The sequence below is a fragment of the Burkholderia sp. KBS0801 genome (assembly GCF_005937855.2).
GTDB lineage: Bacteria > Pseudomonadota > Gammaproteobacteria > Burkholderiales > Burkholderiaceae > Burkholderia > Burkholderia ambifaria.
The window spans coordinates 2686174-2705640 of sequence record NZ_CP042178.1 but is presented as its reverse complement, the minus strand read 5'-3'; the positions used below and the strand labels follow the sequence as shown (position 1 = coordinate 2705640).

The following is a 19467-nucleotide window of genomic DNA, read 5'->3' as shown; positions in this document are numbered from 1 at the left end:
TCCTTTCAGAATTGAAAGATGGCCCGGCGTTTGCGATAGAATGCCCCCCGTTCGCCGTGGCCATGCCCACGGACGGGCTCCGGCAGTCGAAACGGCGCATGCCGTGCTCGCGGAATGCCGTTCCCGTTCCGATGCCGGCGATCGACCTGCCGTTGGAAACACATGTTCCGTAATTTGGATTGCTAATGAAGAAGAAGCACAACATCACCCGGTACATCGTCATCGCGATGGCGCTGGGCATCGCCGTGGGCTACGCCTGTCATAGCGCGTTTCCCGACCCGAAAATGGCCAGGGAAGTCGCCGGCTACGTGGCGTTGCTGTCCGACGTGTTCTTGCGGCTGATCAAGATGATCATCGCGCCGCTGGTGTTCGCGACGCTGACGGTCGGCATCGCGCAGATGGGCGACAGCGGGTCGGTCGGCCGAGTGGGCGTGAAGGCGTTCGGCTGGTTCTTCATCGCGTCGTTCACGTCGCTGGTGCTCGGTCTCGTGACCGCGACGATCCTGAAGCCGGGCAGCCACCTGAGCCTGCCGCTGCCGGCCGCCGATGCGACGCTGAACCTGAAGACGGCCGCGTTCACGCTGAAGGATTTCGTGGTCCACCTGGTGCCGAAGTCGATCGCCGAGGCGATGGCGAACAACGAGATCCTGCAGATCGTCGTGTTCTCGATCTTCTTCGGCACCGCGCTGTCCGCGCTCGGCGACGCCGGCAAGCGCCTGACCGGCGTGATCGACGATCTCGCGCAGGTCATGCTGAAGGTGACGGGCGCGGTGATGTGGTTCGCGCCGGTCGCCGTGTTTGCCGCGCTGGCGTCGACGATCACGACGGAAGGGCTCGGCATCCTGCTCACGTTCGCGAAGTTCATGGCGAGCTTCTATCTGGCGCTGGCGCTGCTGTGGGGCGTGCTGACGCTCGCGGGCGTGACGTTCCTCGGCAAGCGCGCGTTCACGCTGATCCGCCTGATTCGCGAGCCGTTCCTGCTGTCGTTCGCGACGGCGAGCTCCGAAGCCGCGTATCCGAAGCTGCTCGACGCGTTGGACCGGTTCGGCGTGAACCGCAAGATCTCGAGCTTCGTGCTGCCGATCGGGTATTCGTTCAACCTCGACGGCTCGATGATGTACTGCACGTTCGCGGTGCTGTTCATCTCGCAGGTGTACGGGATCGACCTGCCGCTCGGCACGCAGATCACGATGCTGCTGATGCTGATGGTGACGTCGAAGGGGATGGCCGGCGTGCCGCGCGCGTCGCTCGTCGTGATCGCGGCGACGCTCAGCCAGTTCCACCTGCCGGAAGCGGGGCTGCTGCTGATCATGGGTGTCGACATGTTCCTCGACATGGGACGCTCGGCGACCAACGCAGTCGGCAACTCGATCGCGGCGGCCGTGGTCGCGAAGTGGGAGGGCCAGCTCGGCGATCCGCGCGACGACGCGGATGCAGGCGGCGGCGGCGAGATCAAGCAGGTTGAGGTGCGTGAGACGGCGGCGTCCGCGTGATTTCCCTGTTGTCGTGATATGCGCCGGCCTGGATTCAATCTGAATTCCGGCCGGCGCGATACTTGCCGTCGGTCATTTCGTTACCCGCATCCGGCGATTTTTCCGATTCGCCGAAAAACCTCTCCGTTATTTCAATACGTCGCATTCGAACCGGCGACGATATTCCCGAAGGCGCAAGCCTGACTTCCCCGATAGCGAGCGTGCACGCGTAAGTGATCATTCACTCTCGCGCAATTGCGCACGTCGTCTGCGCGAGCGGCGCACAATTTTTTTTTGATTTATATAACGCTATTCTCGACGCTGCCGATTATCGATTGCACGCCCGATGTAATACCGACTGCACCGGATGATTCAGCGGAAGTATTTACGCATTGCCGATTTCAAACCATCCGGCTGCCCTTCGTGCGAATGATTCCAACAATCAGGAGAACCTCAGCCATGGTCGCCAGAAAATCGATTCGGGCCGTGCTGCTCGCCGCCGCGATCGCCGCGATCGCGCCTTACGGATACGCGGGTAATACCACCGACTGGCTGGCGAATACGTATGGCACGCTCGCGGCGCACGTCGGCAACGTCGCGCGTTCGATGTGGGTCGCGCCCGAAGGCGTAATCTACACCGCGTCGATGTGGGACGAGGATGAAGGCGGCGTCGCGATCTACCAGAACGGCAAGAGCGTCGGCTCGATCGGCGCGCATTCCGAATTCCAGGGCAGCGCGATCACGGGCAACGCGACGTCGCTGTTCGTCGCGCTGCAGCCCGGCAGCACCTACGGCAGCGGCGCGGTCGGGCGCTACAACCGCGCGACGCACTTTCGCGACAAGCTCATTCAGGTCACCGCGGCGACGAACCAGCCGCGCATCGACGTCGTCACCGGACTCGCGACGGCCGGCTCGCTGCTCTATGCGAGCGATTTCTACGGCAACCGCGTGCGAGTATTCACGACCGACGGCGCCTGGCAGCGGGACATCGGCGTGTCCGCGCCGGGCGCGCTGGCGGTCGACGCAGCGGGCAACATTTGGGTCGCGCAGAAAAGCGCCGGCACGGTCGTCGAATTCAGCCCGGCCGGTGCGCTGCTGAACACGATCCGGCTGGCTGCCGGGTCGCAGCCATCGGCGCTCTATGTCGATGCGGCGGCAGGGGAGCTGCTGGTCGGCGACGAAGGCCCCGACATGAACATCAAGCGCTACACCGTATCGGGCCGGCCCGCGCTGGCCGGCACGTTCGGCGTGCGCGGCGGCTATCTCGACACGACGGCGGGCATCAAGGGGCAAGTCGGCGCGAAGCGCTTCACCCGGATCGTCGGGATCGGCAAGGACACGGGCGGCAACCTGTACGTGCTAAACAACCCGTGGGGCGGCAGCTGGGATCTCGGCCGCAACGGCGCGACCGACATTCATGCGTACAGCAGCACCGGCAGCCTGCGGTGGACGCTGCAGTCGCTCAACTTCGAAGGGATCGCCTCACCCGATCCGGTCACGGACGGCGCGCTGTTCTACAGCGGCACGCACATCTACGGCGGCACCGCGGGCGGCACCTTCGTCGCGAATACGGTCGATCCGTTCACGTATCCGTCGGATCCGCGCATCAACATGAACGACACGCAGCGCGACGAGCACTTCGGGCTGCTGACGTCGGTCGGTGCGAACCGGATCCTCGTGGCAGCGGGACAGAATCCGCCGGTTTACTACTTCTTCCACTTCAACGCGGCCAACGGCTACGTCGCGATTCCCGACGGATCGATCCCGGGGCCCGCGTTCAACACGACCCGGCGCGTGTCGGGCGGCTTCAGTCTCGACAGCAGGGGCGGCGTATGGGCCGGCCTCGACAAGACCGGCGCCATTTATCACTATCCGCTGACCGGCTTCGATGCGAGCGGCAAGCCGTCGTGGGGGCCGGGCGTGCCGACGCCGGTGCCGGCCAGCATCCAGCCGCTGACGCGCGTGGTCTATCTCGCCGACAGCGACACGATGGTGCTCGCGCAGGGCGTGGTCGGGAGTACGGACTGGACGTCGATCGGCACGCGCATCGAGGTGTATCACGGCTGGAGCGCGGGCAACACCACGAAGCCGAATCCGGTGATCACGCTGCCGCATAGCGGCGCGAAGTCGATCGACGCGGCCGGCAACCACTTGTTCGTCGGCTACTGGTTCAGCAGCAGCGGGCCGCTGTGGCCGAACATCGACGCATTCAATCTCGACACCGGCAACCTCGACACGACGCTCGTCAATGCCAGCCCGGCGACCGTGGATACCAGCAGCGCGATCGACGCGATGTACAGCGTGCGCGCGTACCGCCGCTCGAACGGCGAGTACGTGGTGACGAAGAACAACGTGAAGGGGAACAGCATCACCGTTTATCGGTGGACGCCTTGAGGGCGGCGCGTCGAGTGTGACGATGACACCACGGTGGCTGTCATCGAGGCCGGCCGATCAGTTCAACTTCGCAATCAAAGCCCCGCCAACGGAATCTGCCGCCCCGCCGGCCGATGCTCGAGGACATCCGTGACTTCGTATTCGGTTTTTGCTCCGTCCGAGGTTTGCCACTGCTGCATACGGACATTGCAGACCAGCACGTCACCTTTGCTGAAACTGATCTGGCTGTTGTTCACGCGCGACAGGAAGCCGGCATCCGTGATCGCCGCGTGAATCGTCGACGCGCCGTCGTACAGCCGCCACTTGTTGTCGTCCTTGAATGCGAGCGACACGATCGAGAACGCCATCTTTCGATGTTCGTCGAGAAGGAGCGCGTCGGTTTGTCCGGGCGCGTGAAACCATGCGATCTCATCGCGGGTGATCGTCTCGACCACCTCGGTGTCGGTGCCGGTCGCGAATATCACGATGCCGTCGCGCGCGAGCGGCGCAAGCACGTGCTCGGTTGCCTGCCGAACGCCGACGTCGCGCAGCAGCGTGAGGACCGACAGGTCGATCTCGAGTTGCTCGCCGTCCACGTGCAGCGTCGCGGTGTGATCCTGCATCTGCACCCGCCGGATCTCGCGCCCGCGCAACCACTTGAGGACGGCGAAGAGACCTTTCCTTGCCTTCGGCGCGGCGATGCCGAGCGCGGTCAGGATCGTGACCGCGTTGGCCAGCGCCGTGCTTTCGTTGCCGCTCAGGAGGTCGCGCATGCGGCCGAGCAGCGAGGTCGCGAGCGTGAAGTCGATCCCGAAGCTGCCCGTCTTGAAGCTGCCGCGCACGTTCACGCGCGGCCGAACCTGATCGCCGCACAGTGCCCGTGTCGACGCCTCGAGTAAATCTCCGATCGCAAGCAGTGCGGGCGCGAGTTCGCGCACGTCCATTTCGGAAGATTCGAGTGCGGGCCCGTCGTAAGTGACGCGAAATCGGCTCATGGTGTCGAGGCGGCCGAAATCGGCCGGGCCGGTGCGGTTTTCATGGCGTGCGGTCATGCGAAATGTCGGCTGGAGACGTGGACGATACAGGAATCGAATTCGTTCGGATGCCTTGAATGTCAAGCGCGATCGACCGGCTGCGCGCGACGCTGGCCATCGGGCCAGGTCGATCGTCCGACGTGTCCCGACAGTACCCGGCAAGCATCGAACTTTTCCACTGATTTCCCGGTTGCGACCGCCCACTCGCGCATGCAGCGGGTTACGCCGCTTCCGGCCTGCGGGCGATCCGCTCGCGGATTTCGGGCGACGCCAGGCACATCGCCACGGCTTCGTAGCCGGGCGCACCACGGTAAGGCGCGACGCGCGAAGGCGGAGTGTGATTCGCCGGACACAGGATGATCGCTTCATCGGGCCCGACCGCCGACAGATCGAGGATGGCCGACGAACGCGTCATCAGGAACAGCGGACGCGCGTCGGTCGCGGCGCGTGCGCGCAGCCACGCGCTCAACGCCTGTTGCGTGGGGCGGTCGAGATCCTGTTCGATCAAATCGACGACCAGTGCGCTCGGGCCCGCCGCTTCGAGGCAGGCAAGCAGCGCGGTCAGGGCCGGCGATTGCGTAGCGCCGCCGTCGGCGAGCGACGCCAAAGCGCGCGCCATACGCGCCTGCCACGCCGGGTCGCCCTGCAGCGCCACAGATGCCGCGGCGGCGCCGTTTTCCAGCCGATCGAGTCCGACGAACATCGCGCCCGGCAGCGCCTCGGCCAGCCGCATCGCAAGTCGCGTCTTGCCGCTGGCCAGCGAGCCGATGATGTAGTTCAACGGGCGAATGTCGTGAAACTCGAACCACTCGCCACCCCACGGCCACGGCAGATCGAACGCGACACCGGCGCCGCGATCGTCGAGCAGCTGCGTCAGTTCCCCGTCGGCCGGCATCCGGCCGCGCGCAAGGCCGCTACGGATCGCACGCACGCGATCGAGCTTGTGGACGAGATCCTGAATGCCGAGGTCGAGCGCCGCTTCGTGAGCGGCCAGCGCGTCATCGAGACTGCACGCGTCGCCATCGAGCACGCTCGCGACTTGCGCCAGGCTCAGGCCAAGCGCACGCAGCGCGACGATGTCGGCCGCGCGTGCGAGGTCCTCGAGGCCGTACACCCGATAGCCCGCTGGCGTTCGCTTCGGCGCGACGAGACCGTACCGCTCATAGATCCGCAGCGCCTTCACCGATACGCCGAGCCGCGCGGCTGCCGCCGAAGCGCTCAAGCGAAGCATGGACGTGCCCATTCGTCACTCCTGTCTGCCGTCGATTCGTCACCCCCAGCATAAAGGCGACCCCAAGGGCCGGGTCAAGCGCGTTCACGCAATCCGGTACACGCGCATCGCGTTGTCGTGCCAGATCGCCTGACGCGCCGCATCGTCGAGGTCCGCCATCGCGCGGGCAAACGTACGCAGCAGCGCCGGATACGACACGCGCAACCCCGCCACCGGAAAATTGCTCGCAAACAGGCAGCGCTGCCAGCCGAATATCGCGATCGTGTCGCGGATGATCCGCGCGTTGTCCGCCTCGTTCCACACCGCATCGCGCAAGCCGAGTTCGGAAATCTTCACGGTCACGCGCGGCGACGCGGCCAGTGCTTCCATGCCGCTGCGCCAGCGCGCGAGCCCCGCTTCCGAGCGATCCCACGGCAGCCCCGCGTGTTCGAGCACGACGTCGACACCGGGCGCATCGGCCAGCAGCGCGGCCGCGTCGCCCAGATGCCAGAACGGCACGCGCAGATCCCAGCCGAGGCCATGCGCGGCGACGCGCTCCAGCGCGGCCGGCCAGCGCGGATCGCGCAGCGTGCCCGGCCCGACGACGGACGCATCCGGCGCCGCCGCGGTGCGCGGCTTGAACCGCACGCCGCGCACGCGCGGCCACGCGGCCTGTTCGGCGAGGCGCTCGTGCGCATCGTCGGCCAGCAGGTCGACCCACGCGACGACCGCCGACGGCAGCCCGTGCGCGGCCGCGACCTCGTGCAGCCAGCGCGTTTCCGCGAGCGCCTCGTCGCGCGCCCGTTCGGCCTCGACGTGCACGCTCGCGACGATCGGCGCGCATCGTGCGGCTTGCCGGTAGTCGTCCACGCCGAAGTCGCGGCACAGCGCCGCGTAGTCGCCGAACATGAAGCCCGCCGGGTCGTAGCGTTCCTGCAGCCACGGGTAGTGCGCCCCCGCGCCGAGCTGCCACAGGTGATGATGCGCGTCGACGAGCGCCGCCGGCAGCGCGTCGCCGTGCCACTCAGCGCGCGCCTGCGAGCACATACGACGCATCGGGTTCGCGCAGCGTCGGCCATGCGCCGACGAACCGCCACGCATCGAGATCGAGCTCGCGCACGTAGTCGTCCTGGAACGACACGTACGCGACGCGCCGCGACGGATGGAACGACAGCGCGGTCGGGTTCGCGGGCAGCGCGACGCGTTCGATCTCCTCCAGCTGCCGAGCATCGAACACCGAGATCGAACGCTCGCCGGAATTCGTCAGCAACAGCAGGTCGCGGCCGTCCGGCGCGCTGGTGCGGTAGATGCGGTTCGGATCGCTGCGCGTCTTCACGCGGCGGCCGCAGGTCATCGTGTCGGTGTCGATCTCGACGAGCGTGTCGTCACCGCGATTCGCGACGAACAGCGTGCGCTCGTCGCCCGACAGCGCATTGCCTTCGGGACGCGGGCCGGGCATCACCGCGCGCGGCGCGACGGTCGCGTCGCGCGGATGAAACTGCGTGACCGTGTTCGACAGCAGATGCACGCCATATGCGCGGCTCGCATCGCGCGTGAGCGTCACGAGGTGGGTCTTCACGCCGCCGGACGGCACGGCCATGTTCGGCACGATCTGGCGGGTCGGTTCGTCGAACACCAGCAGCATGTCGTGCGCCTCGCTCATCGCGTACAGCCGGCCGTCGCGATCGGTCGCCATTCCGTGCGGCCGGTAGTACGGCCACAGGTCGAGCATCCGCGTGTGCGTGCGCTCGACGAGGTCGATCTCGGCGATCCGGTGATCGCCTTCATGGCCGCGCGACCAGGCCGTCTCGATCCCGAAGATGCCGACGTACGCGAATCGTTCGTTCACGTCGACGGTGAATTCGTGCGGGAAGTTCGGCAGCACGAGATGCTTGAGCGCGGCTTTCGTCTCGAGGTCGTAGAAGCTGAAGGTATGGGCGCATTTCTGCACCAGCAACAGGATGTCGTTCATCGTGTGTCTCCGTTGTTTCGTTCGCGTGCCCGCGTGTCGGCGCGCGTCAGCCTTCGCAGCGCTTGGGCAGCGTCAGCGCGAGCAGGCCGGCCACCGCGAGCGTGACGGCGAGGCTGTACACACCGGCCGCCGCGCTCACGTGCTGGGTCAGCACGCCGACCGCATACGGGCCGCAGAAGCCGCCGAGGTTGCCGAGCGCGTTGATCAGGCCGCGCGCGCTGCCGGCCGTCTCGACGCTGCACAGCTTCGGCGGAATCGCCCAGAACACGCCGGCGGCCGCCTGCAGGAAGAAGCCGCAACCGATCAGGAACGCGAACGACACGATCATCGATGCATGCGTGAGCACCGACAGCGCGAGGCACGCGGCGAAGCCGACGAGCGGCAGCAGCACGAACAGGCGGCGCTTGCCGGTTCGGTCTGACAAATACGACGTGGCGAACATCCCGATCACCATCGCGACATACGGCAGCATCGCGAGCAGGCCGACCTTGCCCATCCCACCGTGCGTGAGGTTCTTCAACAGGGTCGGCAGCCACATCGTATAGCCGTAGATGCCGACCTGATAGCAGAAGTTGATCGCGATCAGCAGCCAGATCGTCGGGTTGCGCAGTATCGCACCGAACGACGCGGCGGCCGGCGCGCCGGCGGCCTGCTTGCGCGCCTGTTCGTCGCGCAGCGCGTCGAGGATGTACGCCTTCTCGCGCGGCGACACCCAGCGCGCGGTTTGCGGGCCGTCGTCGGCGAACATCATCCACGCGAACAGGCACAGCAGCGACAGCGCACCGGCGCTGAAGAACAGGTGACGCCAATCGTACGCGGCGAGGATGAAGCCGGACAGCGGCGCGGTGATCATGCCGGCGAGCGGCACGAACATGATGACCATCGCATTCGCGCGGCCACGTTCGCGGTCGGGAAACCAGTGGCTGACCATCGTCAGCACGACGGGCAGCATCCCGCCCTCGGCCACGCCGAGCAGGAAGCGCAGCGTCAGCAGCTGCCACGTGTGCGTGACGAGCCCGGTCAGCACCGACAGCACGGCCCAGCTCACGAGCGACCACGCGATGAAGGTCTTGCCGCTGCCGAGCGCCGCGCGCCGGCCGCCTGGAATCTGCAGGAACAGGTAGCCGAAGAAGAAGATGCCGCCGGCGAGGCCGGCCATCGTCGCGTCCATGCCGAGATCGGCGTTCATCCCGCCCGGCATCGCGAACGCGATGTTCACGCGATCCATGTACGAAACGATGCACGCGAGCAGCAGCGGCGGAATCACGCGCAGCCAGCGGCGGCGCGGAATGGCTTCGCCGGCTTCATAGGCCGGGGTGGCGGGGTTCAACAGGTTCATGGTGTCTCCGATCCATGTGACGAGCGGCGGCGGCCATCTGTCGGACCGCCGTCACGCCGATGCGCAACGTTGTTGCAAGGGCAACCGGTGTGTGGCTAGCGTCCCCAGCGCAGCACGAGCGGATCGAGCCGCCGCGCCGCGTCGAGCAGGCCCGCGCGCACCTCGGGGTGCAGCTCGGGCCACGGCGCGCGCGGCTGATCGCACGCGATTACGCCGCCTTCCTTCATCAGCGCCTTCGCGGTCAGGAAACCCGACTGGCGGTTCTCGTAGTTGATCAGCGGCAGCCACCGCGCATACTGCTCGCAGGCTTCGTCGCGACGTCCGGCGAAATACGCGTCGGTGATCCGGCGGATGCCGTCCGGATAGCCGCCGCCCGTCATCGCGCCGGTCGCGCCGGCATCGAGGTCGGCGAGCAGCGTGATGCCTTCCTCGCCGTCCCACGGCCCTTCGATCGCGTCGCCGCCGAGCGCGATCAGCTCGCGCAGCTTCGACGCGGCGCCGGCCGTCTCGATCTTGAAGTACGACACGGCGTCGATCTCGCGCGCGAGCGTCGCGAGCAACGACGCAGGCAGCGCGACGCCGCTCGCCGGCGCGTCCTGGATCATCAGCGGAATGTCGAGGCCGTCGGCGACTTCGCGGAAGAACGCGCGCACCTGCGCTTCGGGCACGCGGAACGTCGCGCCGTGGTACGGCGGCATCACCATCACCATCGCGGCGCCGCACGCCTGTGCGTGGCGGTTGCGTTCCGCGCAGATGCGCGCGCTGAAATGCGACGTCGTGACGATCACCGGCACGCGGCCGGCGACGTGCTCGAGCGTCGTGCGCGTGACGAGCTCGCGCTCGTCGTCGCCGAGCGCGAACTGCTCCGAGTAGTTCGCGTGGATGCAGATGCCCTGCGAGCCGGCATCGATCATGAAGTCGAGGCAGCGGCGCTGGCCGTCGAGATCGAGCGCGCCGTGTGCGTCGAAGACGGTCGGCGCGACCGGAAAGACGCCCTGGTAGCGTGCGTTCATGGCCGTGCTCACTCGACGATGTCGAACTGGTCGAGGAACTCGGTCTTCAGCGTGAGACCGAGGCCCGGCACGTCGTCGCGCAATTGCAGGAAGCCGTTCTCGGCCACCGGCTCGCCGTCGAAGATGTAATAGAACAGCTCGTTGCCCACTTCCACGTCGAACATCGGGAAGTACTCGCTCATCGGCGACGCGAGCGTGCTCATCGTCAGGTGATAGTTGTGCATCTGGCCCGCATGCGGAATCACCGGCACGCTGTACGCCTCGCACAGCGCATTGATCTTGTGCGCCATCGTGATCCCGCCGACGCGGTTCGTGTCGTACTGCACGACCGACACGGCCTTGCGATCCAGCAGCTGCTTGAAGCCGTACAGCGAGAACTCGTGCTCGCCGCCCGAAATCGGAATGCGCGTGAGCTGGTTCAGTTCCGCGTAGCCGTCGATGTCGTCGGCGATCACCGGTTCCTCGAGCCAGCGGGGCTGGTACTTCTCGAGCTTCGGCAGGATGCGCTTCGCGTACTCGAGATTCCAGCCCATGTAGCACTCGAGCATCAGGTCGTTGTCGTAGCCGATCACCTCGCGGATCGCCGCGACCGACTTCAGGTTCTCCACCACGCCCTGCTGCCCGTGCGCGGGCCCGTAGCCGAAGCGCATCTTGAACGCGCGGAAGCCTTCCTTCATATAGCGCTGCGCCTCGTCCTGCATCTCTTTCAGGTCGGTGCGGTAGAGCTTCGAGTAGTAGCAAGGAATCTTTTCCTTCGTGCGGCCGCCGAGCAGCTTGAACACGGGCTTGCCGACGCTCTTGCCGAGGATGTCCCAGATCGCGATATCGACCGCCGAGATCGCCGCCATGCCGATGCCCTTGCGGCCCCACGCATGGGTCGCGCGGTACATCCGCTGGTTCAGGTACTCGTAGTCCCACGGGTCCTGGCCGATCACGAGCGGCGCGAGGTACTGGTCGATGATCGCTTTCGCGATGTGCGGCGCGAGCGCGACGTTGCCGAGGCCGACGATGCCGTCGTCGGTCTCGACTTCGACGACGGTCCACGCATGGAAGCGGAACGTGCTCATGGTTTCCTGCGGCGCGTACAGCAGGTCCATCGCGTTCGAGCAGAAATTGCCTTGCGGCGGGACGGTCTTCCCTTTCCACTGGAATACGCGGGCGCGCACGGAGCGGATCTTCATGTTGGTGTCTCCTGGAATCGATGTTGTCGTGTGCAAGCGGCGCGCGAGCGTCACGCCGAAACGGTGGGCGTGCGGCGCGCGGCGCCCATCCGGCATGCGATCTGCAGCGCCTGCCAGGTCGCGCCGACGTCGGCCGTGCCGCGCCCCGCGATGTCGTAGGCGGTGCCGTGTGCCGGCGTCGTGATCGGTACGGGCAGGCCGCCCTGCACGGTCACGCCGCGCGAGAAGCCGAGCAGCTTGATCGCGATCTGCCCCTGGTCGTGGTACATCGTGACGATCGCCTGGTAGTCGCCGGCCTGCGCCTTCAGGAAGATCGTGTCGGCGGGGAACGGGCCGTGGAACGGCGCGTCGGTCGGCCAGTCGCGCGACTGCAGCTTGCGGACCGCCGGCTCGATGATGTCGACTTCCTCGCGGCCGCAGCTGCCGCCGTCGCCGCCGTGCGGGTTGAACGCGGCGATCGCGACCTTCGGCGTCGCGACGCCGTTCGCGAGCAGCGACCGGTAGATCAGTTCGGATGCCTGTTCGATGCGCTCGACGCTCAATTGGGCCGCCGCTTCCTTCAGCGGAATATGCGACGAGATGCGCGCGGTCCACAGTTCGCCGAGCGTGTTGAATTCGCAGAAGTAGCCGGTCACGCCGAGCGCGGCCGCGAAGTGGTGCAGCTCGTCGTCGTGCCTGAGCCCGCCGAGCTTCATCGCGTACTTGTTCAGCGGCGCGAAGCAGATCGCGTCGATGTCGCCGGCGAGCGCGGCGTCGAGACACTGGTCGAGCACCGTCAGCGTAGAGCGGCCGCCGGCCGCGCCCGGCTGGCCGACCGTGACCTGCGCGGGATCGATCGTGTCGACCGCGACGAACGCGGCGCGCGCGGTGGACGGCCGACCGCGCGCGGCGGCGAGCGATTCGACGGGCTCGACGTCGACCGTCACGCCGGCGATGCGCTGGCCGGCTTCCCACAGCCAGCGGTCGCCGATCAGCACGAGGTTCGCGCGGGACGTCGCGTCGGGCCGCGCGAGCAGTTTCGCGATCAGTTCGGCGCCGATGCCGGCGGGGTCGCCGAGCGTCAGCGCGACGACGGGCAGGGCAGCGGCGGTCGTCATGAGGCGTCTCCGTGACGGGCGGCGGTCGGTTGCGGGTTCATGCGGTGTCTCCGGTGGCGGCGCGTGGCCGTTGGTCTATGGGGTTCATGCTAGGTAGACGGAATGAGTCGGTAAATTGAAAACTCTTGATGAATCGATAACCTGGAGTAATCGAAATGGGCTCGATCGATCGACGAGACTCGACTCCCCAACTGCTGAACCGGCTGCGGATGCGGCAGATCGCGCTGCTGCTCGCGGTGGACGAATGCTCGACGCTGCGCGCGGCCGCCGGGCAGCTGGGCCTCACGCAGCCGGCCGCGACGAAGATGCTGGCCGAGCTGGAAAGCGCGCTCGGCCAGCGGCTGTTCGACCGCGTCGGGCGCGGGCTCGTGCTGAACGCGGCCGGCGAGCGCGTGCTCGGCTATTTCCGCGGGATTCGCGGCAGCATGGAGGCGCTCAATCGCGAACTCGGCGAGCTGCAGCTCGGCAGCGCGGGGCGGCTCGCCATCGGCAGCATCATGGCGGCGTCGCCCGGGCGGCTCACCGAGGCGCTGGTGCAGTTGAAGGCGCGCTATCCGCTGCTCGCGATCGACATCGCGGTCGACACCAGCGACCGGCTGATGCCCCAGTTGCGCGAAGGCGTGCTCGAAGTGGTGATCGGACGCAACGTCGGCACCGATTGCGACTTCCGCGTGGTGGACGACGAGGCGCTCGCGATCATCGCGGGCCGCGACCATCCGCTTGCCGGGGCCGGGCCGGTCGAATTCGACGCGCTGCTCGATTACACGTGGATCCTGCAGCCGGCCGGCAGCCCGGCGCGCGAGGTCGTCGAGCGCGAGTTCCGCGCGCGTCACCAGCCGATGCCGCGCGGGCTGGTCGAGACGGGCTCGATCCTGACGACGATGAACCTCGTCGACCGTTCGCACATGCTCGGCGTGATTCCGCTGACGGTCGCGCAGCGCAACGCGGAGCACGGGCTCGTGGCGATCCTCGATTACGAGCTTGGCCAGAAGCTGCCGTCGTACGGGAGCCTCGTGCGGCGCGACCGGCCGCTGAGCATTCCCGCGCAGCAGTTTCTCGCGCTGTTCCACCGGGAAGGCGGGCCGGGCGATGACGGCGCCGCGTAACGGCGCGGTTTGCCAGCCGAGGCGGCCGAGCCAGCCGCGCCAGCCGAGGCGACCGAACCAGCCGAATCAGCCGAGCTGGCCGAGCCAGCCAAGCACGCCGAACAAGCCGCGTCGGCCGCGTCGGCCGAATCCGCCGAATCCGCCGAATCCGCCGAATCCGCCGAATCCGCCGAACCAGCCGAACCAGCCGAACCGCCGAGGCACCACCATCGCGGAACGCAGTGAAGCGCGACGGTGACGCTGGCGAGACGGGGGAGGCAGGCGAACCCGAAGCGAACGGCTTCAGCGCGCCGACGGTGCAACCGGCGCTTCGGCGAGCGGCGGCCGTGCTTCGGACAACGCGCGATCCGGCCGGATCCGCAGCGCGGCGACGATGCCGATCAGCAGCATGGCGACCGATCCGACGAACGGCACCGTCCAGCTGCCGGTGTGATCGACGAGATAGCCGAACAGGATCGGCGACAGGATCCCCGCGATCGCCGAACCCGCGTTCATCATTCCGCTTGCGATGCCCGCGTGTTGCGGCGCGATGTCGCTCGGCACGGCCCAGATCGGCCCGATCGTCAGCTCGAGGCACAGGAACGATCCGGACAGGCACAGCGCGATGCCGGCCGTCGAATGCACGAACGCGAGCGGCAGCAGGCAGACGAGCGCGCCGGTGAAGCTCGCGACGATCACGCTCTGGCGCGACAGCGCGAGGTTGCCGGTCTTGCGATAGATGCGGTCGCACAGCCAGCCGCCGAGCGTGTCGCCGACCACGCCCGCGAAGAACACGCCGGACGCGAACAGCGCGGTCGATTTCAGGTTAAGGCCCTGGCCGTTCAGGAAGAAGGTCGGCAGCCACGTGAAGAACAGCCACGCGGTCCAGCCGTAGCAGAAGTAGACGAAGATGGTCGGCGCCATCCGGCGGAACAGCGGCCCCCACGGCGTCGAGCCTGAGGCCGGTGCCGGGCGCGCGGCCGCGGCGGTGTGCGTGCGGCCGACGCCATTGCCGTCGCCTTCTCCGCGCGGGTACTCGCGGAAGCCGACGACCCACCACACGAGCCACACCAGCGTCACCGCGCCGATCACGAAGAATGCCGCGCGCCACGACAGCCACGTCATCAGCGCGGCGACGATCGGCGGCGTGACCGCGTTGCCGAGCCGCGAGAACGAATGCGTGAAGCCCTGCACGACGCCGCGCCGTTCGCGCGAGAACCAGTGCGTGATCGCGCGGGCCTGGGCGGGCAGCGTCGCGCCTTCGCCGATGCCGAGCAGCAGGCGCGCGGCGAACAGCAGCGCGAGGCTGTGCACGAGCCCGGTCATGAAGGTCGACGCGACCCAGATCAGCCCGCAGCCGATCAGCGTGATGCGCGCGCCGAAGCGGTCGGCGATCCACCCGCCGCCGATCTGGCAGATTGCATACGAATAGGCGAACGCGGAAAACGCGATGCCGAGTTCGGTATTCGACAGTCCGAGTTCGGCCTTGATCGCGCCGGCCGCGGTCGCGAGATTGACGCGGTCGACGTAGAGGATGAATGACAGCGCGCACAGCAGCCACAGCGTGTGGCGCCGTTGACGGTGATCGGTAGGCATGTGTCTCACTCCATTTTCGTGCGCGGCGTTGCAATGACGCAGCGTTCACGGGCGGGGCCAGCATCGCGCGCAGGAGGATGCACCGTCTAATGAATCTTTTCGATCAATTGATAACCTGAGGCGTTCGGATTTGCCGGGCGCGGGGCGCGCGGGAGGACGATCCTCCCTGCTGATGCGCGACGTACGCACGGCGCTGCTCGCGGGCGGCGGGAAACACGTTCTCCTGAATTGGAACGGATCGGTGCGCGAGCAACGGACAGCGATGTCCCGCCCGCGTGGGTCGACGGCATCAGATGCCGTCCGCACGGGCTACAGAGGTGCCGATCATCGCTTGCCTTTGTAAAGAAGTGATGGCGGCGACAGGGGAAGGCGCGCGTGGGCGTTCAACCGGCACGCGCGCCTTCGCTCAAATCCGCCCCAGCAACACCAGTATCACGACGATGACGACGACCAGCCCGAGAGTGCCCGATGGCCAGTAGCCCCAGCTCCGGCTGTGGGGCCATGCAGGAAATGCTCCGATGAGCAGCAGAATCAGAACGATGATAAGGATCGTACCGAGCATCGCACCCTCCTGAGTGGTGATATGACGGTGCCTGCTGTCGCAATTCGCGTGCCGCGACACTGGGCAACTCGAAACTCTCTGAAAGCGCATTGTCTGAATCGATGGAATTCATTTCATGAATACTGACCGATTCAAAAAATAAATTTCAAAAATGTAAGCGCGATCGCTATGCTGGGCCTTCGGTTCCCTTCAGGCGGACAGGCAATGGCTGAACTCTTTCTGGTACGGCACGGGCAGGCGTCGTTCGGCACGGACGACTACGACCGGCTGTCCCCCTCCGGCGAGCAGCAGGGCGTGTGGCTCGGCGAATACTTCGCACGGCAGGGCCTGACGTTCGACCGCGTGATCTGCGGCACGATGAACCGGCATGCGCAGACGGTCGCCGCGATCCTGCGCGGGATGGGCCACGAAGGCGCGCCGGTCGACCGCCATCCTGGCCTGAACGAATACGACTTCCACGGGCTGTTCGCGGCGGCGGCCAGCGACTATCCGGAGATCGCGCGGCTCGCGGCCGGCTCGATGAAGGAGCACTTTCGCGCGCTGCGACAGGTGCTGCATCTATGGGCCGACGACAAGCTCGGCGACACCGCGCCCGAAACCTGGGCGTATTTCCAGCAGCGCGTTTCCGACGCGCGCGCCGCGATCCGCGACGGCGGCAGCCAGCGCGTGCTCGCGGTGAGTTCCGGCGGGCCGATCGCGGTGACGGTGCAGCAGGTGCTCGCCGCGCCGCCGTCGAGCGCGATCGCGCTGAACCTGCAGATCCGCAACAGCAGTCTTTCGCAGTTTTTCTTCAACGCCGAAGCGTTCCACCTTGCGTCGTTCAACGGCATCCCGCATCTCGAGGATCCCGAACGACATGCGTGGCGCACCTACGGCTGACCCACGAACGATCGCGACGATGACGAACCCTTCCCAGCCCCTCGACGTAGCCCGCCTCACGCGCTATCTGGAAGCGCACGTGCCGGGTTTCGAAGGCCCGCTCGACATGGAGAAGTTTGCCGGCGGCCAGTCGAACCCGACCTTCCTGCTGCACGCGAAGAGCGGCCGCTACGTGCTGCGCCGCCAGCCGCCCGGCGAACTGCTGAAATCCGCGCACGCGGTCGATCGCGAATTCCGCGTGCTCACCGCGCTGTCGGGCACCGCGGTGCCGGTGGCGCATCCGTATCACCTCTGCGAAGACCGCGACGTGATCGGCAGCCTGTTCTATGTGATGAGCTTCGAGGACGGCCGGATCTTCTGGGATCCGGCGCTGCCGGACCTGCCGAAGGCCGATCGGGCGATCTGCTACGACGCATTGTTGCGCACGATGGCCGCGCTGCACGACGTGGATGTCGACGCGGTGGGCCTCGCCGACTACGGCCGCCCCGGCAACTACTTCGAGCGCCAGGTCGGCGTGTGGACGAAGCAGTATCGCGCGGCGGAAACGGAGCGCCTCGACGCGATGGAGACGCTGATCGACTGGCTGCCGAAGGCATGCCCGGAAGACACGGGCCGGCCCGCGCTGGTGCACGGCGATTTCCGGATCGACAACCTGATGTTCGCGCGCGACGACTATCGCGTGCAGGCCGTGCTCGACTGGGAGCTGTCGACGCTCGGCAATCCGCTCGCCGATCTCGCGTACTTCTGCATGTGCCTGCGGCTGCCGTCGGGCGGACAGGTGCGCGGGCTCGCGGGCCAGGATCGTGCCGAACTCGGCATTCCCGATGAAGCGGCGATCGTCGCGCGCTATTGCGAACTGCGCGGCCTCGCGCCGATCCGCGACTGGCACTTCTATCTGGCGTTCAGTTTCTTCCGGCTCGCGGCGATCGCGCAGGGCGTGAAGGCGCGCGCGCTGCAGGGCAACGCGTCGAGCGAGCAGGCGCTGCGCGTGGGCGCGATGGCCGGCCGGCTGGCCGAGATGGCCGTCGGCGTGATCGACGCGCATCGCTGACGTCGCTGAACGGCGGCACGACAACATATCAATGGAGGAGCACAGCAACATGGCAACGAATCTGTTCGACCTGACGGGCAAGATCGCGCTGGTGACGGGCGCGAGCCGCGGCATCGGCGAGGAAATCGCGAAGCTGCTCGCGGAGCAGGGCGCGCACGTGATCGTGTCGAGCCGCAAGCTCGACGACTGCCAGGCGGTCGCGGACGCGATCGTCGCGGCGGGCGGCCGCGCCGAAGCGCTGGCCTGTCACGTCGGGCGGCTGGAGGACATCGCCGCGACGTTCGAGACGATCCGCGGCAAGCACGGCCGGCTCGACATCCTCGTAAACAACGCGGCCGCGAACCCGTATTTCGGGCACATCCTCGATACCGATCTCGCCGCGTACGAAAAGACCGTCGACGTGAACATCCGCGGCTACTTCTTCATGTCGGTCGAGGCCGGCAAGCTGATGAAGGCCCACGGCGGCGGCGCGATCGTCAACACCGCGTCGGTGAACGCGCTGCAGCCGGGTGACCGGCAAGGTATCTACTCGATCACGAAAGCGGCCGTCGTCAACATGACGAAGGCGTTCGCGAAGGAGTGCGGGCCGTTCGGCATCCGCGTGAACGCGCTGCTGCCGGGCCTCACGAAGACGAAGTTCGCGGGCGCGCTGTTCGCCGACAAGGACATCTACGAAAGCTGGATGGCGAAGATCCCGCTGCGCCGCCACGCGGAGCCGCGCGAGATGGCCGGCACCGTGCTGTATCTCGTGTCGGATGCGGCGAGCTATACGAACGGCGAATGCATCGTCGTCGACGGCGGCCTGACGATCTGAGCGCGCGATGAAACTCGACAGCTATGCGGGGCAGGCCGTGATGATCACCGGCGCCGCGAGCGGCTTCGGTGCGCTGCTCGCGAGCGAGCTGGCGGCGATGGGCGCGCGGCTCGCGCTCGGCGACCTGAACGGCGACGCGCTCGAACGCGTGGCGGCGCCGCTGCGTGCGGCCGGCGTCGACGTGATCGTGCAGCACTGCGACGTGCGCGTCGAAGCTGACGTGGCCTCGCTGGTGCAGGCGGCCGCCGCGCGCTTCGGGCGGCTCGACGTCGGCATCAACAATGCGGGCATCGCGCCGCCGATGAAGGCGCTGATCGATACCGACGAAGCCGATCTCGACCTGAGCTTCGCGGTGAACGCGAAGGGCGTGTTTTTCGGGATGAAGCACCAGATCCGCCAGATGCTCGCGCAGCGCGAAGGCGTGATCCTGAACGTCGCGTCGATGGCCGGGCTCGGCGGCGCGCCGAAGCTGGCCGCCTATGCGGCGTCGAAACACGCGGTGGTCGGGCTCACGAAGACGGCCGCGCTCGAATACGCACGCCACGGCATTCGCGTGAACGCGGTGTGCCCGTTCTACAGCACGACGCCGATGGTCACCGACAGCGACATCGGCGATCGCCAGGACTTTCTCGCACAGGGCTCGCCGATGAAGCGGCTCGGCCGGCCCGACGAAATCGTCGCGACGATGCTGATGCTGTGCGCGAAGGAAAACACTTATCTGACCGGGCAGGCCGTCGCCGTCGACGGCGGTGTCTCGGCCTTCTGACCGAACCGAACACGCAATCTCGA

At 67.1% G+C, this 19467-nt stretch carries 18 protein-coding genes; 7 read left to right on the top strand and 11 right to left on the bottom strand.

The features are described 5' to 3' along the window. Window positions 1-185: 185 nt before the first annotated feature. Complete coding sequence (locus tag FFI87_RS29030) at window positions 186-1493, top strand: dicarboxylate/amino acid:cation symporter (RefSeq protein ID WP_012365118.1); 1308 nt, start codon at window positions 186-188, stop codon at window positions 1491-1493. 34 nt (window positions 1494-1527) lie between these two features. Here the strand turns inward: FFI87_RS29030 and FFI87_RS29025 are convergent, their stop codons facing one another. Beyond that, on the bottom strand, window positions 1528-1713 hold the full coding sequence (locus tag FFI87_RS29025) for a hypothetical protein (RefSeq protein WP_138849808.1): 186 nt from the start codon (window positions 1711-1713) through the stop codon (window positions 1528-1530). A 218-nt stretch (window positions 1714-1931) separates the two neighbouring features. Here FFI87_RS29025 and FFI87_RS29020 point away from each other — a divergent pair, with 218 nt between their 5' ends. After that, window positions 1932-3866, top strand: a complete 1935-nt coding sequence (locus FFI87_RS29020; RefSeq protein ID WP_138849809.1) for an SMP-30/gluconolactonase/LRE family protein — start codon at window positions 1932-1934, stop codon at window positions 3864-3866. 74 nt (window positions 3867-3940) lie between these two features. Here the strand turns inward: FFI87_RS29020 and FFI87_RS35280 are convergent, their stop codons facing one another. The 8 genes from FFI87_RS35280 to FFI87_RS28980 form a co-directional block, all read right to left on the bottom strand. After that, window positions 3941-4897 (bottom strand): hypothetical protein, encoded by a 957-nt coding sequence (locus FFI87_RS35280; protein WP_138849810.1) that lies wholly within the window; start codon window positions 4895-4897, stop codon window positions 3941-3943. 202 nt (window positions 4898-5099) lie between these two features. Further along, window positions 5100-6122 carry a MerR family transcriptional regulator gene (locus FFI87_RS29010; protein ID WP_138849811.1) on the bottom strand — a complete coding sequence of 341 codons (1023 nt, stop codon included), beginning with the start codon at window positions 6120-6122 and terminating at the stop codon, window positions 5100-5102. A 72-nt stretch (window positions 6123-6194) separates the two neighbouring features. Further along, the gene (locus tag FFI87_RS29005) at window positions 6195-7136 is read right to left on the bottom strand and encodes an amidohydrolase family protein (protein ID WP_138849812.1); all 942 of its coding nucleotides are present in this window, start codon (window positions 7134-7136) and stop codon (window positions 6195-6197) included. Further along, window positions 7114-8061, bottom strand: a complete 948-nt coding sequence (locus FFI87_RS29000; protein WP_006749313.1) for a hypothetical protein — start codon at window positions 8059-8061, stop codon at window positions 7114-7116. The genes FFI87_RS29005 and FFI87_RS29000 overlap by 23 nt, the downstream gene beginning before the upstream one ends. 46 nt (window positions 8062-8107) lie before the next feature. Next, window positions 8108-9400 carry an MFS transporter gene (locus FFI87_RS28995; RefSeq protein WP_138849813.1) on the bottom strand — a complete coding sequence of 431 codons (1293 nt, stop codon included), beginning with the start codon at window positions 9398-9400 and terminating at the stop codon, window positions 8108-8110. Between the two features lie 95 nt (window positions 9401-9495). Further along, complete coding sequence (locus tag FFI87_RS28990; protein ID WP_138849814.1) at window positions 9496-10413, bottom strand: dihydrodipicolinate synthase family protein; 918 nt, start codon at window positions 10411-10413, stop codon at window positions 9496-9498. An 8-nt stretch (window positions 10414-10421) separates the two neighbouring features. Then, the gene (locus tag FFI87_RS28985) at window positions 10422-11594 is read right to left on the bottom strand and encodes an L-rhamnonate dehydratase (RefSeq protein WP_138849815.1); all 1173 of its coding nucleotides are present in this window, start codon (window positions 11592-11594) and stop codon (window positions 10422-10424) included. Between the two features lie 50 nt (window positions 11595-11644). Further along, window positions 11645-12691 carry a 4-hydroxythreonine-4-phosphate dehydrogenase PdxA gene (locus FFI87_RS28980; RefSeq protein ID WP_138849816.1) on the bottom strand — a complete coding sequence of 349 codons (1047 nt, stop codon included), beginning with the start codon at window positions 12689-12691 and terminating at the stop codon, window positions 11645-11647. A gap of 155 nt (window positions 12692-12846) precedes the next feature. Here FFI87_RS28980 and FFI87_RS28975 point away from each other — a divergent pair, with 155 nt between their 5' ends. After that, window positions 12847-13797: a LysR family transcriptional regulator gene (locus tag FFI87_RS28975; RefSeq protein ID WP_012365126.1), complete on the top strand. Its 951-nt coding sequence runs from the start codon at window positions 12847-12849 to the stop codon at window positions 13795-13797. 282 nt (window positions 13798-14079) lie between these two features. On the opposite strand, the gene FFI87_RS28970 is transcribed toward FFI87_RS28975, so the two are convergent. Further along, window positions 14080-15372, bottom strand: a complete 1293-nt coding sequence (locus FFI87_RS28970) for an MFS transporter (RefSeq protein WP_138849817.1) — start codon at window positions 15370-15372, stop codon at window positions 14080-14082. A 406-nt stretch (window positions 15373-15778) separates the two neighbouring features. Next, window positions 15779-15934, bottom strand: a complete 156-nt coding sequence (locus FFI87_RS28965) for a DUF3309 family protein (protein WP_012365129.1) — start codon at window positions 15932-15934, stop codon at window positions 15779-15781. A 204-nt stretch (window positions 15935-16138) separates the two neighbouring features. Here FFI87_RS28965 and FFI87_RS28960 point away from each other — a divergent pair, with 204 nt between their 5' ends. The 4 genes from FFI87_RS28960 to FFI87_RS28945 are packed head-to-tail and all read left to right on the top strand — an operon-like array spanning window position 16139 to window position 19444. Continuing rightward, on the top strand, window positions 16139-16813 hold the full coding sequence (locus FFI87_RS28960; RefSeq protein ID WP_138849818.1) for a histidine phosphatase family protein: 675 nt from the start codon (window positions 16139-16141) through the stop codon (window positions 16811-16813). Window positions 16814-16832: 19 nt separating this feature from the next. Beyond that, window positions 16833-17864 (top strand): phosphotransferase, encoded by a 1032-nt coding sequence (locus FFI87_RS28955; RefSeq protein ID WP_138849819.1) that lies wholly within the window; start codon window positions 16833-16835, stop codon window positions 17862-17864. A gap of 49 nt (window positions 17865-17913) precedes the next feature. Next, window positions 17914-18678, top strand: coding sequence for an SDR family oxidoreductase (locus FFI87_RS28950; RefSeq protein ID WP_138849820.1), 765 nt, complete (start codon window positions 17914-17916; stop codon window positions 18676-18678). Between the two features lie 7 nt (window positions 18679-18685). Next, window positions 18686-19444 carry an SDR family NAD(P)-dependent oxidoreductase gene (locus FFI87_RS28945; RefSeq protein WP_138849821.1) on the top strand — a complete coding sequence of 253 codons (759 nt, stop codon included), beginning with the start codon at window positions 18686-18688 and terminating at the stop codon, window positions 19442-19444. The last annotated feature ends 23 nt before the right edge of the window (window positions 19445-19467 follow it).

Bases quoted from the DNA above. Each gene is read 5' to 3' on its own strand.
- FFI87_RS29030 (WP_012365118.1), top strand. From the start codon at position 186: ATGAAGAAGAAGCACAACATCACCCGGTACATCGTCATCGCGATGGCG.
- FFI87_RS29025 (WP_138849808.1), bottom strand. From the start codon at position 1,713: ATGATCACTTACGCGTGCACGCTCGCTATCGGGGAAGTCAGGCTTGCG.
- FFI87_RS29020 (WP_138849809.1), top strand. From the start codon at position 1,932: ATGGTCGCCAGAAAATCGATTCGGGCCGTGCTGCTCGCCGCCGCGATC.
- FFI87_RS35280 (WP_138849810.1), bottom strand. From the start codon at position 4,897: ATGACCGCACGCCATGAAAACCGCACCGGCCCGGCCGATTTCGGCCGC.
- FFI87_RS29010 (WP_138849811.1), bottom strand. From the start codon at position 6,122: ATGGGCACGTCCATGCTTCGCTTGAGCGCTTCGGCGGCAGCCGCGCGG.
- FFI87_RS29005 (WP_138849812.1), bottom strand. From the start codon at position 7,136: ATGTGCTCGCAGGCGCGCGCTGAGTGGCACGGCGACGCGCTGCCGGCG.
- FFI87_RS29000 (WP_006749313.1), bottom strand. From the start codon at position 8,061: ATGAACGACATCCTGTTGCTGGTGCAGAAATGCGCCCATACCTTCAGC.
- FFI87_RS28995 (WP_138849813.1), bottom strand. From the start codon at position 9,400: ATGAACCTGTTGAACCCCGCCACCCCGGCCTATGAAGCCGGCGAAGCC.
- FFI87_RS28990 (WP_138849814.1), bottom strand. From the start codon at position 10,413: ATGAACGCACGCTACCAGGGCGTCTTTCCGGTCGCGCCGACCGTCTTC.
- FFI87_RS28985 (WP_138849815.1), bottom strand. From the start codon at position 11,594: ATGAAGATCCGCTCCGTGCGCGCCCGCGTATTCCAGTGGAAAGGGAAG.
- FFI87_RS28980 (WP_138849816.1), bottom strand. From the start codon at position 12,691: ATGACGACCGCCGCTGCCCTGCCCGTCGTCGCGCTGACGCTCGGCGAC.
- FFI87_RS28975 (WP_012365126.1), top strand. From the start codon at position 12,847: ATGGGCTCGATCGATCGACGAGACTCGACTCCCCAACTGCTGAACCGG.
- FFI87_RS28970 (WP_138849817.1), bottom strand. From the start codon at position 15,372: ATGCCTACCGATCACCGTCAACGGCGCCACACGCTGTGGCTGCTGTGC.
- FFI87_RS28965 (WP_012365129.1), bottom strand. From the start codon at position 15,934: ATGCTCGGTACGATCCTTATCATCGTTCTGATTCTGCTGCTCATCGGA.
- FFI87_RS28960 (WP_138849818.1), top strand. From the start codon at position 16,139: ATGGCTGAACTCTTTCTGGTACGGCACGGGCAGGCGTCGTTCGGCACG.
- FFI87_RS28955 (WP_138849819.1), top strand. From the start codon at position 16,833: ATGACGAACCCTTCCCAGCCCCTCGACGTAGCCCGCCTCACGCGCTAT.
- FFI87_RS28950 (WP_138849820.1), top strand. From the start codon at position 17,914: ATGGCAACGAATCTGTTCGACCTGACGGGCAAGATCGCGCTGGTGACG.
- FFI87_RS28945 (WP_138849821.1), top strand. From the start codon at position 18,686: ATGAAACTCGACAGCTATGCGGGGCAGGCCGTGATGATCACCGGCGCC.